Here is a 16,627-nt window from a genome sequence, read left to right on the forward strand (position 1 = left end):
GCCTAGTACTTCCAGCTTGTTCCACTGCCGCGATACTGTTCGACCGGGATGGGCTCGACCCCCTCGCGCATCCGATCGGTGTAGAGGCAGCCGTGCAGGTGATCGACCTCGTGCGCGACCAGCCGAGCTGTCCCGCGCTCGAACACGGTGATCATCGGATCACCATCGATGGTGGTGTGCTCGACCTGGATGACGTGCGAACGTGGCACCTGACCACGTACGTCGAAGAATGACAGGCAGCCCTCGTACTGCTCGTCGATCTCGCCGCCGTGTTCGACAACGCTCGGGTTGAACAGGGTGAGTACCTCACCCTCCGGAGTCCGTACGATCGCGGCGGCCCGGTCGATGCCGATCTGGGGGGCCGCCACACCCATACCCTTGCCAAAGGTGTGGACCCGCGCGACCCGTTGCGCCGCCGAGGCCAGCGCGGCCACGACCCGCCGGGCCTCATCGGCCTCAGCCGGAAGATCGAACTGGCGGGCCACCCGCCGCAACCGATCATCATCTGCCTGGACGATCCCGAGCCCAGCCATGACCTCACTCGGGGTGGGTGCGGGTCCGTGGGCAGCGCGGCCACGGAAATCCCATTCGAGCCGGTAACGAGCGTGTAGTGAAGGGTCCTCACACGACCACGAGAAGATGTGTCGGTCGCTGCTCACGTCGCGAGCGATGGCGGTGGCGAACGGGACCGCCTGCGAGGTCATCGAGGTGTACAAGCCCCATACGGAAGTGGTGAGTTCCGCCGGGAAGTTCAGAACCACCGACAGCGTCCGGGTCGGCAGTCGAACCGCGCGCTGGAACCAGTTCCCCCAATGAACCTCACTCACCGTGTACTCGTACTCGATCCAGCAGGATTCCCCGGGATACAGAGGAAAATGGCCGTGTTCGCCGGAGAAGAGCAGCCAGATCTCCTTGAAGGCGTCGCGATCATGGTGGACGGTCCACCTCATCGGGTTCGTGCGATCGGGTCCGTGCCAGGCCCGCAGACCGATCTCGTCCCAGGTGAGTGGGGTCTCGCTGTAAAGCTGGTTCGAGCGCTCCGGATCGCCCGGGAAACGGTCGACGGAGATACGGACGAGATAACGACTGATCGGCTCGCCGCTGTTGTTGACCAGATGGCGCCGCTGGGTGAGCCGATAGACCCCGTCCTGGTAGTGCAATGTCGCGTCGTCGTGGTTGACGACCAGACTTCCGGTCCCGCCCTTCTCCCCGAGGTCATTCGGCACAGGTGACCGGCTGTGGACGGGACGTGCGTGGTCGCGGAACGCGGCACGCAGGGCCCCGCCGGTACGCAACGCCTTCTCGGCCTGCATCGCGAAGGCCTCTGACGGCCGTTCGGTTCCGGACTCGACCTTGGACACGTACGAGCGGTCATAACCCATCGCCTTGGCAAGGGTGGTTCGGGAGTGGCCCCGTACGTCCCGCCATCGTTTGAGCTCGATGGCGAACCCGTTGACCTCTGCGTCCGCCGGATCCATTGCCAACCCCCACCACTTCAAACTGTGAGTGTGCGTGAACGCACCGTGAGTCACTGCTCAGTCTAGCCACCGTCCCACGGTTGACGTCTCCTTGACTTCTCCCGACACCAACGAGTCCGCGCCGAGGAGAGCAATGATGAGCGTCCAGGCCCTCGCCACCGACTCCGGCCCAGCCGGATCACGGAACTTCGTCCATGAGCACAAATCCGACCCCGGCTACCTGGACAACGCCGCGAACACGCACGGATCAGAGAAAGCCTCCCTGGTGTGGCGTGCCCTGGGGCGTGTGGGGCGCGACCGACAACGGATGGTCGAGGTCGGCCCAGGTGGAGGGGCAGCGGTCGCTCACCTGGCCGCACAGTTCGCCAACTCTGGAGACAGAGGGCCTTCCCAGACGCCTGGCCCTCAGCTGACCCTGATAGAGGCACCCGGGGTGACCTCACAGTCGCTGGTTCGGGCCATCGAGGAGTTCAACAGGATTGGTGAATGCGAGCTACGCCATGGGCTGGCTCGGGACCTCGGCACGCTGCTCACCGAGCCGGTGGACGTGATCGGCGCGTCCGCCCTGATGCACGAGGTGTACTCCTATGGCGGCGGATACGCCGGGTTGCACGCCATGATGCGAACCTTGCCCACGGTGCTGAAATCCGGTGGGTTCTTCGCCTACCGGGACGTATTCGCGGTGGACGGACCGTCGCTGCACGACCGGGTCGTCCAGTCGTACCACTCGCGGGCCTGGTTGACCTTCCTTCGACTGTTCACGCCGCTGTACCTCGCGGAGGGTACACACCCCTATCACCGCGCGGACGACGAGCTGGTGGCCCACCAGCACTCCCGGATCGTGCCGGTGGCGGAACTGGACCGAGAGGCCTGTGCGGTGATCACGGCGCCGGTCGGGCTGTTCCGCGAGATCCAACGTCACTATGTCACCTTCCGCGATCACGTGTGGCGCTCCGGAATCCTGGGTTTCACTCCCGTACTGGACGGTGAGCTGGCTGCGGACTGGATCGACTTCCACACCGGCCACAAACGGGTGCACTACCGGCTCGGCGGCGAGGTGCGCTGGCTGACCGCCCACCAGCGGAGGATGCTGGCCGCGATGAGCGAGCCCTACACCGACCACCAGACCATCGACAGTGACATCGCCGACGCGGTGACCGATGTTGCCCTGCTGGCGTTTCTGGACGCCGCGGAGTCCGGCGACGCCACCTGCCGACAGGTGTGGGACAGCTGGCTGGCGCGCGAAGGTCGAGAAACCTACGCCTATCTGACCGCCGACCAACTGATCACCGCGTTCGCGGTGTGTTCGGCGCAAGCAGGTACCGGTACGGTCCTGATGCCTGTCCTGGCCGGGGACATCACCCGTGTCGACCGGCGCTACTACAACCGGTTCCTGACCAGACGGCTGGCCAACCCGTTGCCCGACGCGAAGCTGCTCGTGTTGTTCCAGAACGTGCCGTGCGCTGACGAGACCACCCTGCGCCGGGCGTTCGACACCGTTGCCAGCTGCTGTGGCAAGTCGAGCCTGGCCCGGATGTACACGGCAATCAACAAGGGAGACAACGGGGCGTCATGAGCGTGATCGAGGTGGAGCGCAAGCGGGAGCTGGGCGACGTCGTGGCCCTGCGGACACGCCTGGCCGACACCGGTTTCCGCGAGGTGGGTACGAGCGTCGAGGTCGACACCTACTACAGCCGCCCGGATGTCGACTTCCTGGCCACTGTGGAGTGTTTGCGTGTTCGACGGAGTGACGAGTTCGCGGAGATCACCTACAAACCGCCCTCCGACGCCGTCACGCACTCGGCGGCGGGCGTCATCGCCAAACCCGAGACCACCGTGGTCCTGTCCTCGCCGAGCCAGGCCACCGCCGCCGACACCCTGTTGGACGTGTTGGGCATGGTGGCGCTGTGCACGGTCGAGAAGTCCCGCACCTCCTTTCGTCACCCTGACCACGACGACGTCACCGTGGCCATCGACCTGGTCACCGGCGTCGGTCCGTTCGTGGAGACCGAGGTGATGGCACACGATCCGGCGGTGGCGACCCTGTTGTTGGACGAGGTGGAACGGCAACTCGGCCTGACCGCTTGCCCGGTGGTCCGGCTGCCCTACCGCGACCTGATTCTGCACCGGACCACGGCGTAAGGGCGGCCACCCTCCTCGCGGAGGATGACCGCCCCGGGCGGACTACTTGCCGACGACCTCGCGCAGTTCCTTGAGTTGGTCCAGCGAGGACCCGCACGGTGCGAGCACGACCTCGTCGCAGCCGATGTCGCGCAGGCGCGTCAGGGTCTCGGTCAGTTTCGCCTCGCCGACGGCGGCGTTGCGGGCCACCAGTTGGGCGTAGGGCGGGGCGAAACCGTAGTAGTCGTTGAGGTAGCCGTCGGCCAGTTCGCGCGCCGACGAGCCGAGCGCGAAGTAGGTCAGCGACACGATCCTCGGTGACCCCTCGCGGCCGGCCTCCCGCCACGCCGCCCGCAGCGCGTGCACGCCGCCGGTGAACATGTCGACGCCGCCGCCGCCGGAGATCCAGCCGTCGGCCACCCGCGCGGTCCTGGCCAGGGCGGCCGGTGAGTGGCCGCCCATCAGGATCGGCGGCGGCGAGGCCACGGTCGGGCCGATGCCGCCGGCGAAGCCCCGGCGAGCTCCCGACCAGATCTCCCGCAGCTCCGCGACCTGCGCCTCGACCCGCCGCCCGCGCCCGGCCATCGGCACCCCGCTGGCGCGGAAGTCGTCCGGGCGGGCACCGGCGGCGACCCCGAGGACCAGCCGGCCGCCGGACAACCTGTCCACGGTGGCCGCCTGCTTGGCCAGCAGCGCGGTGTTGGCCTGCAACGGCGAGATCATGATCGTCGTCGCCAGCCTGGCCCGTTCGGTGACCGCCGCCGCGGCGGCCAGGGTCGTCAGGCAGTCGTAGTTGTCGTAGACCAGCCGGTCGAGCGTGGCCAGGCTGGAGAACCCGGCCCGGTCGGCCTCCCTGGCCCACTCCAGCACCGTGTCGCCCGCGACGTCGCGGATGACGCTGGGCAGGCCGACGCCGATCTCCATCAGGCGGCCTTCTCGCCCGCCGCCGGTGCCCGGCGGTTGAGCACGTTCTCCATGCCCGCCTTCTGGAAGAACGCCCGCGCGCCCTCCGGGGAGAGCATGTCCCGCTCCTCGGTCAGGTGCTCCTCCAGTTGCCGCTCGAACTCCTTGACCTCGGGCTGGCGGCTCATGTGCGCGGCCACCACCGGCAGTGGGCCGTCGACCTCGATGACCCGGATGGCCGCGCCCTCGCCGACGAAGGCCATCGTCGCCAGCAGCCGGCCGACGACCGTGCCGTCCGGTGCGGTGATCTCGAACTGGGGCCGGCCGCTGGTGGCGAACAGCTTCTTGACCGCATCCTCGCTACCCCGCTTGATCGGGTAGTAGAGCGCGTGCCAGGTGGACATCCTTACCTCCATCACAAGGGACTCAATGGCTGGCGGTCACGCCGCCGTCGACGTAGATGACCTGGCCGTTGACGAACCGGGCCAGCGGCGAGGCGAGGTAGGTCACCGCGCTCGCCACCTCGTCCGGCTCGGCGAAGCGGCCGATCGGGATCCGCTGGGCCAGCCGGGCGACGAACTGCTCGTTCTGTTGCGCCGCCTCGACGAAGTCGGTGCGCATGAACCCGGGGGCCACCGCGTTGACCGTGACCCCGCGCCCGCCCCACTCCGTGGCCAGCTGCTTGACCAGCAGGTTGACCCCGGCCTTGCTCGCGCCGTACGCGGAGAACCCCATCCGCCCGCCGGCGTCGCCGCGCACCGACGACAGGTGGATGATCCGGCCCTCGCCCCTGGCCAGCATGTGCCGGCCGACCCGTTGGGACAGCAGGAACGCGCCGACCAGGTTGGCCTGCACGACCTCGATCCACTGGGCCTCGTCGAAGTGCTCGGCCGGCACGGTGATCAGCTTGCTGGCCGAGTTGACCAGCACGTCGATGCCGCCGAACGCGGTGTCCACCTCGGACACGGCGGCGTCGATGCTGGCCGAGTCGACGACGTCGAGCGCGACCGGCAACGTGGTGTGCCCGTCGTCGGCGAGCTTCTTGGCCAGGACGGTCGCCTTCTCCAGCGACCGCCCGGCGATGGCCACCCGCGCGCCCGCCGAGGCGAACTGCTCGCTGATCACCGCGCCGAGGCCGCCGTACCCGCCGACGACCAGCACCCGCTGACCTTCGGTCATACCACCCTCCTCAGGCCGAACAACTCGGCCGCGTTGCCGCCCAACACCTTCTCCTTGTCCACCTCGGACAGACCGAGCTGGTCGATGGCGTCCAGCGCGGTGTCCAGCGGGGTCGCCAGCGGCGGCGAATCGGTGCCGAACAGCATCCGGTCCGGCCCGAACACCGCCAGCGCCGCGCGCAGCGCGGTGACCGACGGGGTGCCGGTGTCGACGTAGATCTGGCGCAGCTGCTGGGAGATCGGCGGACCGTCCACGTTGTCCCGACGCTGGGCCATGTCCAGCTTCTCGGCCAGCAGCGCCAGCGCGCCACCGGCGTTGGGGGCGATCAGCTTCAGCCCGGGGAAGGCCTGCAACCGCCCGGCGAGCAGGATCGCCGCGACGCCCATCGTGATGTCGCACGGGCGCACGACGTGCTCGATCGCCCCGACGGCCTTCATCGCGCCGGCACCGACCGGGACGGCCGGCGGGTGCAGCAGCACCGGGGCGCCGGTCTCGGCGGCCATCGCGAAGAACTCGTCGCTGCGCGCGTCGTCGAGGAACTCGCCGCGCACGCTGGAGTTCACGATCAGGCCGACGAACTCCGGCTCCGCCAACAGTTTCGCCGCCCGGTCGACGGCCGCCGTTCCGTCGAGCGGGTTGAGGTAGACGTAGCCGGCGAGCCGGCCTGCCTTGTCCCGCACGGTCTCGCCGACCCAGTCGTGGAAACTCGCCAGCGAATCCGCCGACTGCGCGTAGTTGTCGATGCCGGGGATCGGCAGCATGGTGCCGGCGCCGACCGGGCTGCCGACCACCGTCGTGGTGATCCCCAACGCCGCCTTGCGCTCCACCATCCCGTCGATGTCCCCGAGACTCGGCGGCATCGGGAAACGCTTCAGCAGTTCCGGCGGAGTCACATGACCGTGAACATCTGTGATCATGGTTCGCTCCGCGAGGTCGCTAACACGCCGTCTTCCCTCCTGCGCTGCTCGGCGCTGGCGCGCCTGCGCTGCTCGTCAGTCCAGACGGCGCACGCGCCCCCGCTCCGCTCACGGGTGGTCATGGCGTCAGTCCCGGGGCGGGCCGAGCACCTGCCCGCCGTACTTCTGCGTCGAGGCGATCACCGCGCCGAAGTCGGGGAACGTGGAGGGGTCGAAGGCCGGGATCTCCAGCGACTCGGCCGGCGAACCGGTCTCGAAGAACCAGTTCTCGTAGCCGGCCGGGGTGCCCAGCACCAGCGTGCGCACCGTGTCCGACTCCGCCTTGTACGAGTGCGGGACGTCGCGCGGCAGGAACACCGACGAGCCGGCCGTGGCGTTGAACAGCTGCCCGCCCACCTCGATGCTCATCTCACCCTCAAGGATGTGGAAGAGCTCGTCCTCCCTGCTGTGCACGTGCACCGGCGAACCGTAGCCCCGGTTGCAGGACATCTCGGCCAGCCAGTACTGGCCGCCGGTGTCCTCACCGGTCGCCCGGAACACCACCAGCGAGCCGAAGTGCCAGATGGCCCGGCCTTCCTGCGGCCCGCACAGGAACGGCTTCGTGTCGGACATGCTCACTCCCTGACCTCGTCTGCGTTGTGACCCAACGGATTCGTTTCTACGCAGCGGGGCTCGAGGAACGGGCAACGCCGGATCAGCGGGTGATCCGGCGCTGCCCCCGCGACACCGTCCTACTAGGCCGGTTGAGGTACCGGGACGGCGGCCGGCTCCTGGCCGGCGGCCGAGTCGTCCTTCTCGATGAACAGCGCCGCCGTGGCGATCACGCCCAGCGCCGCCAGAACCATGCACAGCACCAGCGCCCAGGTGTAGCCGAAGGAACTGGCCAAGCCGAGGATGATGCCGGCGCTGCCGAACCGCAGCGCGTAGGAGATGCTGGTCTGCACGGTGAAGTCCGAGCCGGCGCTGCCCGGCCGGGCGTAGTCCATGTTCACCGTGTACATCGCCGCGTAGGACGCGGTGTTGAAGATGTTGAGCAGCACGATCGCCACCAGCACCCAGAACATCCCGCCGATCCACACCACCGGCAGGATCGCCGCGATCGCCACCACCTGGCCGAGCCCGTAGAGCACCAGGGCGCGTTTGCGGCCCAGCTTCGGGATCGCCAGGCCCGCCGCGATCGCCGCCACACAGCCGATCACGCCGCCGACACCGTTGCTGAGCATGCCGACCGCGCCGACCGACACCCCGGCGTCCATCATGATCGGGATCATCAGGCCGTACGCGCCGGGCATGCCCAGCGCCATCAGCGGGGTCAGCACGAACGCCCAGCGGGCCGCGCCGCGCTGGCGGAACAGCGAACGCATCGACGGGCGCGCCACCGCGTTCGGGCCGACCTGCACCAGACCCGGCTCGCGGTAGCGCAGCACGCCGATCACCGGCAGCGCCGTGCACACCGCCAGCGTCACGATCGCCGGCGTCCACCCCCACCAGTCGTAGACCACCAGCACCAGGCCGCCGCCGATGATGTCGCCGACGAACCCCGCGCCGACCTGGAGACCGTTGATGCCGCCCCGGCCGGCGCCGCTGATCGTGCGCACCGCCAGCGCGTCGGTCGCCACGTCCTGGGTGGCCGACAGGATCGCCACCACCGCGAGCGCGGCCAGGATGACCCACAGGTCGTTCACCACGTCCAGCGGGATGATCGCCAGGATCGCCACCACCGACAGCGGCTGGGTCCACAACAGCCACGAGCGGTAGTGCCCGCGCTTGCTGGACCCGAATTTGTCGACCAGCGGCGCCCACAGGAACTTGACCGCCCACACCATGCCCAGGACGTAGATGACGCCGACGTCCTCGAGGTCGTTGCCGCGATCCCGGGAGATCGCCGTCAGCGCGGTGAACAGGAAGCCGATCGCCAGGAACTGACTCATGTACAGGGGGACGAACAACCCCCAGATCCCACGTTTGTCACTCACCATCGCACCACGCATTCTCGTGACCAGCTCGAAAACCGCCACAGAGGACGTTCTAGCGGAGTACTCGAACCTCGTTCAAGGCCAACTCGAAGGATTTTCAGCCGGTCACCGGCCGCGTGGACAGTTTCCCAGTCGGGGTGGGACGTGCGGGGGACGCGAGTGGGACACCGCCCGGCCCACGCTGGACCCACCTACGCCCAGCGCATGAGGAGGCCCCGATGGGCAACCCCCCGGACCAACGGTCGCCGCAGGTCGGCCTCGCCCCGTGGCAGTTGCGCACGGTGCTGATGGTGCTGCTCACCGGCCAGCTCCTCTCCGCGCTGGACCAGACCATCGTCGGCACCGCCCTGCCGACGATGGTCGGCCAGTTCGGCCACATCGACGCGTTCTCGCTGGTCGTCACCTCCTACCTGCTGACGACGACGGCCGCGATGGCGCTCTACGGCAAGCTCGGTGACCTGTACGGGCCCAAGCCCGTCTACATGTTCTCCATCGGCATCTTCACCGTCGGGTCGCTGCTGGTCGGCTTCAGCCAGGACATGACCCAGCTGGTGATCTTCCGCGCGGTGCAGGGCATCGGCGCCGGCGGGCTGGTCGTGCTGGCGTTCACCATCTCCGCCAGCGTCGTGCCGCCCCGCCAGCTGGGCCGGGTGCAGGGCATGGTCGGCGCGATGTACGCGCTGGCGTCGCTGGCCGGCCCGCTGGTCGGCGGGGCGTTCACCGAGTACGTGTCGTGGCGCTGGTGCTTCTGGATCAACGTGCCGATCGGCATCATCGGCCTGTTCGTGCTGGCCACCAACCTGAAGCTGCCGAGGGTCAGCCGCTCGGCGTCGGTGGACTACATCGGCGCGACGCTGCTGGTCGCGGTGATCTCGGTGCTGGTGCTGATCAGCATCTGGGGTGGCACCGAGTACGCGTGGGGCTCCCCGCAGGTCCTCGGGCTGATCGCCGCCGCGGTGGTGCTGATCGCGGTGTTCCTGGTGTGGGAGGGGCGCGCGAAGGAACCGATCGTGCCGCTGTCGCTGTTCCGCAGCCCGGAGATCAGCCTGGCCATGGTGATCACCTTCGTGATCGGTGTGGCGACCATCGGCGCCTACTTCTTCCTGCCGCTGTACCTGCAGGTCGTGCGGGGTGACGACCCGACGGTCGCCGGGCTGAACCTGCTGCCGCTGATGATCGCCGTGATGATCGGCTCCGGCCTGTCCGGCTGGCTGATCGCCGCGCTGCTTGGCCGTACGAAGGTCGTGGTGGTCGCCGGTGTGGCGACGATGAGCGGCGGGCTGTTCCTGCTGTCGATGCTGGACGCCTCGACGCCGGCCTGGCAGCTGTGGCTCTACCAGGTGGTGCTGGGGCTGGGCATGGGCATGGTGATCTCCAAGCTGATCATCGCCGTGCAGAACCTGGTGAGCCGCCGGGAGCTGGGCACGATCACCGCCCAGGCCAACTTCATCCGGGTCATCGGCTCGGCCATCGGCGCCGCCGCGTTCGGCGCGGTGCTCGCCGCCCGGCTGGGCAGCGCGGCCACCTCCGACCTCACGGCCAACGCCGTCTACCAGGACCCGGCGGCCATCAAGCAGTTGCAGACCACCCAGCCGGAGGTGTACCCGCAGGTCATCGACGCCTTCACCGGCGGGTTGGCCAGGGTGTTCACCGTCGCCGGGTTCCTGATGCTGGCCGCGCTGGTGCTGGCGTTCTTCCTGCCCAACACCAAGCTGCGCAACGAGCACGGCCACCAGGGCGGCCACGGTCACCAGGGTGAGCCCGAGATGGCCAGCGCATGACCGACACCCAGGTCGAGCGGCTCGACCGCAAGGTGCTGGCGGTCGCGATGATCGTGGCGCTCGGCGCGGTCACCCCGATCATCGACATGACGATCATCTCGGTGGCGCTGCACACCCTGGCCGACGTGTTCGGCTCCAGCCTGTCCACGATCCAGTGGGTCACCACCGTGTACCTGCTGGCCTCGGCGATGGTGGTGCCGCTGACCGGGTGGGCCACCGACTGGTTCGGCGCGCGGCGGCTGTGGCTGGGCGCGTTGGCCCTGTTCACGGTGGGATCGCTGCTGTGCGGGCTGGCGTGGTCGCCGGGCAGCCTGATCGTGTTCCGGGTGATCCAGGGGATCGGCGCGGGGATGCTCGGCCCGGTCGGGACGGCGATGGTCGCCCGGGTCGCCGGGCCCAAACGGATGGGCCGGGCGATGAGCCTGGTCGGGGTGCCGCTGGTGCTGGGGCCGGTGCTCGGCCCGGTGATCGGCGGGATCGTGCTGGACCTGGTGTCCTGGCGGTGGATCTTCCTGATCAACCTGCCGGTGGGGCTGATCGCCATCGCGCTGTCCGCGCGGGTCTTCGACCGGGACCGCCCCAGCGACCGCGACCGGGTGGACGCGCGCGGGTTCTTCCTGCTGTGCCCCGGCGTGACGCTGTCGGTCTACGGGTTGGTGAACGTGTCCTCGCTGGAGGCGTTGACCAGCCCGGAGTTCCTGCTGCCGGCCGTGGCCGGGGTGGTGCTGCTGACGTTGTTCGTGCGGCACGCGCGGCGGATCGACAAGCCGCTGCTGGACATCCGGCTGTTCGCCAACCGCACGTTCGCCGCCGCGTCCGGGGTGCTGTTCCTGGCCAACGCGATCCTGTCCGGCGCGATGATGGTGCTGCCGCTGTACTACCAGCTGGCGCGGGGCGAGACGCCGCTCAACGCCGGGCTGTTGCTGGTGCCGCAGGGCCTGGGTGTGGCGATGATGATGCCGATCGCCGGCCGGATGGTCGACCGGGGCAGGCCGGGGACGGTGGTCCTGTTCGGCATCCCGCTGATCATCGCCGGCTTCATCTCGTTCACCCAGGCCGGTGACGACGGCAGTTATCTGCGGCTCGGCCTGTCGCTGTGGGTGATCGGCGTGGGGACCGGCTGCACGATGATGCCGGCGATGACCGCGACCTACCGCGTGCTGGACCCGAGACGGATCCCGCACGCCACGGCGACGTTCAGCGTCATCGGCGACTTCGGCGCGTCCAGCGCGGTGGCCTTGTTCGTGGTGGTGCTCGACGCGCAGATCGCCCGGCATCCGGGCGAGGCGCACGTCGCGTTCGGCAACGTGTTCTGGCTGCCGCTCGTGCTGGCCGTCGCCAGTGCCGTTCCCGCGGTGCTGCTGGCGTGGCAGTCCCGGAGTCGTTCCAGCCGTCGTTCGGAGAGGAGCGGCCGTGAAGTGGACCGTGCACGGGGAACGGCGGATCTATGACTGCCCGTGGCTGGCCCTGTACCTGGTCGACGTGGAGGTGCCGGGGCGGGGCCGCTACGACCACCACCTGCTGAGGGTCCGCCCGTCGGTCGGCATCGCGATCTACGACCCGCCCAGCGACCGGGTGCTGATGGTGTGGCGCCACCGGATCACCACCGACGCCTGGAACTGGGAACTCCCCGGCGGCTGGGTGGATCCGGGCGAGACCCCGGAACAGGCGGCGATCAGGGAGGCCGAGGAGGAGACGGGTTGGCGCCCGGAGTCGCTGCGCGAACTGTGCTACCTGCAACCGATCGCCGGGATCGCCAACGCCGAGCAGTGGATCTACCTCGCGGAGCGGTCCGTCTACACGGGACCCGCGAGCGACCCGTACGAGGCGGAGGGGATCCACTGGGTGCCGCTGGCCGAGATCCCCGGGATGATCGGCCGGCGGGAGATCGTCAGCGCCGCGTCGATGGTGGCGCTGCAGCAGCTGTCCCTGGAGCGGGGGGCGCGCGGGCTCGCCCCCCGCTCGGCGGCCTAGCCGCGATCCGCATGGTTGACCAACGTTGACCAGGCCTGGTTGACCAAGTATCGTGAAGCGTGTGGAACGGGTAGTGAAGGTGCAGGAAGCCAAGACGCGGTTGTCCGCGATCCTGGCCGACGTCGAGCGAGGGGAGGAGATCGTCATCGCGCGCGGGGACGTCCCCGTGGCTCGGCTGATCCCCTTTCAGGAGCCGGCGGCGCGAGAGTTGGGCTTCGTGCCCTATCGCGTTCCCGAACAGTTCGACGAGCCGCTTCCCGAGGAGGAGTTGGCGGCGTGGGAGGCATGACGCCGCGCCGGCTGATGCTCGACACGCATGTGCTGCTCTGGGCCCTGACCGAGCCGGCTCGACTCTCTGAGCAGATCCGCGACCTGGTCGCTGATCGCCGCACGGAACTGTTCGTGTCCGCGGCCTCGGCGTGGGAGATCGCGACGAAGCAACGACTGGGGAAGCTGCCGCAGGCCGACGTGCTGGTGCGCGCCTATCAGCAGCACCTTGGGCGGCTCCAGGTGGAGAGCATCCCCGTCGACGACGAACACGGCCTCCTCGCGGGATCCATGGAATGGGCGCATCGGGATCCGTTCGATCGCATGATCGCCGCGCAGTGCATGTCCGAGTCACTGCCGCTGGCGACAGCTGACGAGGCGTTCCGCACCCTGACCGGAGTTCAGGTGCTGTGGTGACCGGCCAGCCCTGTCGTCGGGTCAGCACCGGGTCGGCGATCGCCGTCCACGAATGACGGGCCTGGCGTCGGCCTACGGGGTGCGCAGCTCCTGGCGGATCCAGTCGACCGCCGCCCCGCGATCGTCCTGCCCACGCCCCTGGAGCGACGCTGGCAGGCCCTGCGCCAGCTCCAGGCCCGCGTCGACGACGCCGTGGAACGCGCCCTCCAGCGTGAGCACGCGCTGTCCGTCTCGGAGTACCAGGCGCTGGCGGCACTGGGCTACTCGGACGACGGCGGGCACCTGCGCCAGCAGGTACTGGCCGACGCGATCCCGCTCAACCACAGCTCGGTGAGCAGGCTCGTCGCCCGGCTGGAGCGCGCGGGCCTCACCGAGCGCTACCTGTGCGAGGCCGACCGCCGCGGCGTCTACACCCAGATCACCGACCACGGCCGGCGCCTGCTCGAACGCGCCCGCGAAACCTGCCACCAGGTCCTGGACACCGCGTTACGCGACGCCCACCAGGACGAGACGCTCGCCGACCTGGCCGCCCACGTGCACCCCGTGGCGGCGGCACGACCGGGTCACCGGCCCGGTTCGTAGAGGAAGACACCCTCGCTCGCCTCCCGCCGGCGGACCGTGCGCCACGGAGAGTCCGCCGGCTCACCCAGCCGGTCGGCGATGTCGTCCAGTTGGGCGAGGTAGGTCTCGTCGGTCATCGCCTGCGCCGAGCGGCCCTCCCGCAGCAGACCGTCCCGCCGGCCGACGAACAGGTAGCCGTCCACACCGGGATTGCCCTTTCCCTGGTCGTCCCCCGGGAGCGGATCGTTGAAGTAGGGCGCGTCGAGGTCCGCCAGCCAGGTGTTCTCGATCTCGATGACCGACGGCACCGGCCAGTCGGCCATCCGGTCCTCCAGTTCGTCGTTGCGCCGCCGCAGGCCCGGATCCTGGTTGCCGAACCCCTGGTGGTCGTCGATGACGAAGGTGAGACCGTCGTACCCCCGCGCCTCGTACTGCCCGACGAGCGTCCCCGGCCGATGACGCATGTGATTGATACCGAAGAACATCAGCGCCTTGCGCCCGCGCGCCAACACCTCGTCCGCCATCAGCGACGCGGCGAACCCGTCGCGGTCGGACAACCGTTCGAGTTCCTCGACACTGTCGATCCGACTCCAGTCCAGCGGCGGGTCGGCGGCCAACACCCGCAGCCTCCGGTCGTCGGGAAGCCCCTCGTTGATCCGCCGCACCAACGGAACCAGCTGCTCGACGAACACGGAGAACCCGCACTCCGGCTGGCTGGTCGTACGCCAGACGGGGCGCACGTCCACGTCCGCGCCGTTGACGTAGTCGTCGAGCAGGTCCTGGTGGAACGCGTTGCCGCACTCGATGACGATGTCGTCCACCGCGGCGGGCAGATCGGGGTTACGGACCAGGTCGAGGAGGAAGTCGTCAACGTCCTTGTTCCCGTGCGAGGCACTGAACCCACCGACGACCTGATGATCGTCGAACGCGTCCAGGATGGCTCGCTGGGCATCACGCGGTCGCACGTTCGGTTCCGTGGCCGCCCCGTCGACACAGCCACCGACCATCACCACGGCGCAGAGCACGACCCACAGTCTGTTCATCCACCGAACGCTAGAAGCCGTCCGGGCTACGGTCGTCCCACCACGGAGCGCTCTTCGCCGTAACCCCAACGAGGGAACCAGTTCCCTCGCGCGGGGGACCAGCCGAGCGGGGTCGACTAGTTCGGAGGGGAGCTCCATGCCGGGCGTGTCCACGGCCGGTCCCCCGGTCGCGTCGGTAGCCTGCGTGCGACCGGCTGCCGTGGGTTGTGGGGTGGGATGCGGACGCGTATCGAGTGGGCTGCGTTGCCTGAGGAGACCCGGGTGGGGATCGAGGGTCGAACCGGGCCGATCCGGGCCGTGCGGGGGGTGGCGGGGGGCCGGAACTCGCCGTTGGCGGTCGTGGTTGAGGTGGATGGTGGGCGGGTGTTCGTCAAGGGAGTTCGGGGTGACCATCGCACGGTGGTCACACAGGACCGGGAGGCGGGGATCGGTCCGTGTGTGCGTTCGGTGGCCCCGGCGGTGTTGTGGCACCTGCCGGATGTCGGGGGGTGGAACGTGCTCGGGTTCGAGTACGTCGACGGTCGGCATGCCGACTATTCCTCTGGTTCGGCGGACCTACCGGCTGTGGTCGACGTGATGGTGCGAGCCGGTGAGATCCGGGTTCCCGCCACGGCGCCCGTGCGGGACGCGCGACAGGCGTTCCGATCCTATGTAGACGATGTGGCCGCCATTTGGCGGACGATGACGATGTCGTCCACTGTGACGGGCAGGTCGGGGTTACGGACCAGGTCGAGGAGGAAGTCGACGACGTTCCCGTGCGAGGCACCGAACCCACCAACGACCGGGTGGTCGTCGAACGCGTCCAGAAATGGCTTGCTGGGCTTCACGTGGGCGTTCGGGGTGGTCCTCGTGTGGGGGATGCGATGAGCTCCACTCCCGTGTTGCCACGGCTCGTCAGATGGTTCGCGGCGGGTCGACCAGTTGGATGCCGATCGCGACGACACCAAGAGCTTCGCGCTCGGGTGGATAGATCTGGCGGATGTTGTTGACCTGCTCCTCACGGGTCGCCAACGGGTTGACCGAGGCGACGGACTCATGGTCGAACATCTCGTCGAAGTTCGCGTACCGGGCGACCCGGGTGACACGGGTCAGCACCTCGTCGCCCTGGCAGCGGAAGCGGATCAGCGATCCTTCCTTGATCTTCTTGCGGCTGGCGTCGTTGACCCGGATCTCGGTCGTCTTGCGGCCGGTGGCGATCAGGTCGAAGTAGCGCTTGTAGATGCCCATCTCGTGGGCGCGGACGGGCATGGCGGTGGGTCGTGCGGACATGAGACGGCCGAGCTCCCTGACGGTGAACGAGCGGAAGAAGTGTTTGGGGTCGGTGAGCAGCTCACCGACGAGCCAGACGAGCGAGTCGACATAGTTGTCGAGTTCGCCGGGCCAGGTGGTGGTGTCAAGCATCCACGGCTCGACGTCGGCAGGCAGAGCGCCGGTGCCCTGCTCGCGCAGCAGCGACTTGGACAGCTTCGCGCCGGTCGGTGCGAGGACCTGCGGGGTGAAGATCCGCATCGGCATCTGTGCGGCGGGGGTTCCCAACGCGCCCAGTGCGCCGTCGACGAGTTGGCACCCGAAGGCCCAGTCGCCGCCCTTCATCATCACGTGCAGGACGTCGGGGTCGCGTCCGAGCGCGCGTTCCTTGACCAGGTTGCGATAGAGGGTGGCGAGGTCGAGGTAGGGCTGGTCGTCCTCGGGGTCGACGTGGCTCTCGTAGTGCCCGTGGTCCAGGCAGACCGCGGTGAACGTCGCGCCGTCCTCGTCGAGTCGGGCCAGTCTCGTCCGGTCGGCGCGTTTCTCCGCCCAACCGCAGTCGGGACACGGAATGCGGATGTGGACGGTGCCGTGTGAGGGGGCCATCCACCACCGTTGATCTGGGTGCCGACCACGAACTTGATCCGTGTCGGCCGGGCCGCCCGCACGCGCGGCCGGATGAGGTCGATGGTGCGCGACAGGGCGTTGGCCAGGACGCTGTTGGGTGAGATCAGTGTGGTCGATTTCCCGTTGCGGGACAAC

Annotated in this window: 18 protein-coding genes; 8 read left to right on the plus strand and 10 right to left on the minus strand. The window is 68.9% G+C overall.

All coding sequences use genetic code 11. From position 1 onward, the window contains the following. Nucleotides 1-2: 2 nt before the first annotated feature. The gene (locus BLA60_RS34150) at nt 3-1,478 is read right to left on the minus strand and encodes a peptide deformylase (RefSeq protein ID WP_075137281.1); all 1,476 of its coding nucleotides are present in this window, start codon (nt 1,476-1,478) and stop codon (nt 3-5) included. A 136-nt stretch (nt 1,479-1,614) separates the two neighbouring features. Here BLA60_RS34150 and BLA60_RS34155 point away from each other — a divergent pair, with 136 nt between their 5' ends. Next, complete coding sequence (locus BLA60_RS34155; protein WP_075137282.1) at nt 1,615-3,054, plus strand: hypothetical protein; 1,440 nt, start codon at nt 1,615-1,617, stop codon at nt 3,052-3,054. Then, complete coding sequence (gene cyaB / locus BLA60_RS34160; protein ID WP_075137191.1) at nt 3,051-3,620, plus strand: class IV adenylate cyclase; 570 nt, start codon at nt 3,051-3,053, stop codon at nt 3,618-3,620. The genes BLA60_RS34155 and cyaB overlap by 4 nt, the downstream gene beginning before the upstream one ends. 42 nt (nt 3,621-3,662) lie before the next feature. On the opposite strand, the gene BLA60_RS34165 is transcribed toward cyaB, so the two are convergent. The 6 genes from BLA60_RS34165 to BLA60_RS34190 form a co-directional block, all read right to left on the minus strand. Then, nucleotides 3,663-4,523, minus strand: coding sequence for an LLM class flavin-dependent oxidoreductase (locus BLA60_RS34165; RefSeq protein WP_075137192.1), 861 nt, complete (start codon nt 4,521-4,523; stop codon nt 3,663-3,665). Beyond that, nucleotides 4,523-4,906, minus strand: coding sequence for a SchA/CurD-like domain-containing protein (locus tag BLA60_RS34170; RefSeq protein ID WP_075137193.1), 384 nt, complete (start codon nt 4,904-4,906; stop codon nt 4,523-4,525). Before BLA60_RS34170 ends, BLA60_RS34165 begins: the two co-directional genes overlap by 1 nt. Nucleotides 4,907-4,928: 22 nt before the next feature. After that, nucleotides 4,929-5,681: an SDR family NAD(P)-dependent oxidoreductase gene (locus BLA60_RS34175; protein ID WP_075137194.1), complete on the minus strand. Its 753-nt coding sequence runs from the start codon at nt 5,679-5,681 to the stop codon at nt 4,929-4,931. Further along, entirely contained in the window at nt 5,678-6,598 is a 921-nt protein-coding gene (locus BLA60_RS34180) for an amidohydrolase family protein (protein ID WP_075137195.1), read from the minus strand. Before BLA60_RS34180 ends, BLA60_RS34175 begins: the two co-directional genes overlap by 4 nt. A gap of 126 nt (nt 6,599-6,724) precedes the next feature. Then, nucleotides 6,725-7,210 (minus strand): cupin domain-containing protein, encoded by a 486-nt coding sequence (locus BLA60_RS34185; protein ID WP_075137196.1) that lies wholly within the window; start codon nt 7,208-7,210, stop codon nt 6,725-6,727. 122 nt (nt 7,211-7,332) lie between these two features. Beyond that, nucleotides 7,333-8,574, minus strand: coding sequence for an MFS transporter (locus tag BLA60_RS34190; RefSeq protein ID WP_162293048.1), 1,242 nt, complete (start codon nt 8,572-8,574; stop codon nt 7,333-7,335). 218 nt (nt 8,575-8,792) lie between these two features. Here BLA60_RS34190 and BLA60_RS34195 point away from each other — a divergent pair, with 218 nt between their 5' ends. The 5 genes from BLA60_RS34195 (at nt 8,793) to BLA60_RS34215 (ending at nt 13,013) form a co-directional block, all read left to right on the plus strand. Then, complete coding sequence (locus tag BLA60_RS34195; protein ID WP_075137198.1) at nt 8,793-10,355, plus strand: MDR family MFS transporter; 1,563 nt, start codon at nt 8,793-8,795, stop codon at nt 10,353-10,355. Next, the gene (locus BLA60_RS34200) at nt 10,352-11,806 is read left to right on the plus strand and encodes a DHA2 family efflux MFS transporter permease subunit (RefSeq protein WP_075137199.1); all 1,455 of its coding nucleotides are present in this window, start codon (nt 10,352-10,354) and stop codon (nt 11,804-11,806) included. Before BLA60_RS34195 ends, BLA60_RS34200 begins: the two co-directional genes overlap by 4 nt. Continuing rightward, entirely contained in the window at nt 11,769-12,329 is a 561-nt protein-coding gene (locus tag BLA60_RS34205; RefSeq protein ID WP_075137200.1) for an NUDIX hydrolase, read from the plus strand. Before BLA60_RS34200 ends, BLA60_RS34205 begins: the two co-directional genes overlap by 38 nt. 61 nt (nt 12,330-12,390) lie before the next feature. Continuing rightward, complete coding sequence (locus tag BLA60_RS34210; protein WP_075137201.1) at nt 12,391-12,618, plus strand: type II toxin-antitoxin system Phd/YefM family antitoxin; 228 nt, start codon at nt 12,391-12,393, stop codon at nt 12,616-12,618. Further along, nucleotides 12,615-13,013: a type II toxin-antitoxin system VapC family toxin gene (locus BLA60_RS34215; RefSeq protein WP_075137202.1), complete on the plus strand. Its 399-nt coding sequence runs from the start codon at nt 12,615-12,617 to the stop codon at nt 13,011-13,013. Before BLA60_RS34210 ends, BLA60_RS34215 begins: the two co-directional genes overlap by 4 nt. A gap of 72 nt (nt 13,014-13,085) precedes the next feature. Here BLA60_RS34215 and BLA60_RS45905 read toward each other — a convergent pair whose 3' ends face one another. Then, nucleotides 13,086-13,232, minus strand: coding sequence for a hypothetical protein (locus BLA60_RS45905; protein ID WP_245812339.1), 147 nt, complete (start codon nt 13,230-13,232; stop codon nt 13,086-13,088). On the opposite strand from BLA60_RS45905, the gene BLA60_RS34220 reads away from it, so the two are divergent. Continuing rightward, nucleotides 13,206-13,595, plus strand: a complete 390-nt coding sequence (locus BLA60_RS34220) for a MarR family winged helix-turn-helix transcriptional regulator (protein WP_245812341.1) — start codon at nt 13,206-13,208, stop codon at nt 13,593-13,595. The genes BLA60_RS45905 and BLA60_RS34220 overlap by 27 nt on opposite strands. On the opposite strand, the gene BLA60_RS34225 is transcribed toward BLA60_RS34220, so the two are convergent. Both BLA60_RS34225 and BLA60_RS45910 read right to left on the minus strand, forming a co-directional pair. Next, complete coding sequence (locus BLA60_RS34225) at nt 13,577-14,617, minus strand: hypothetical protein (RefSeq protein WP_084735682.1); 1,041 nt, start codon at nt 14,615-14,617, stop codon at nt 13,577-13,579. The two genes, BLA60_RS34220 and BLA60_RS34225, sit on opposite strands and share 19 nt — an antisense overlap. A gap of 894 nt (nt 14,618-15,511) precedes the next feature. Further along, complete coding sequence (locus BLA60_RS45910) at nt 15,512-16,471, minus strand: ASCH domain-containing protein (RefSeq protein ID WP_245812343.1); 960 nt, start codon at nt 16,469-16,471, stop codon at nt 15,512-15,514. Nucleotides 16,472-16,627 lie beyond the last annotated feature (156 nt).

It is taken from the genome of Actinophytocola xinjiangensis, assembly GCF_001921215.1.
Lineage (GTDB): Bacteria > Actinomycetota > Actinomycetes > Mycobacteriales > Pseudonocardiaceae > Actinophytocola > Actinophytocola xinjiangensis.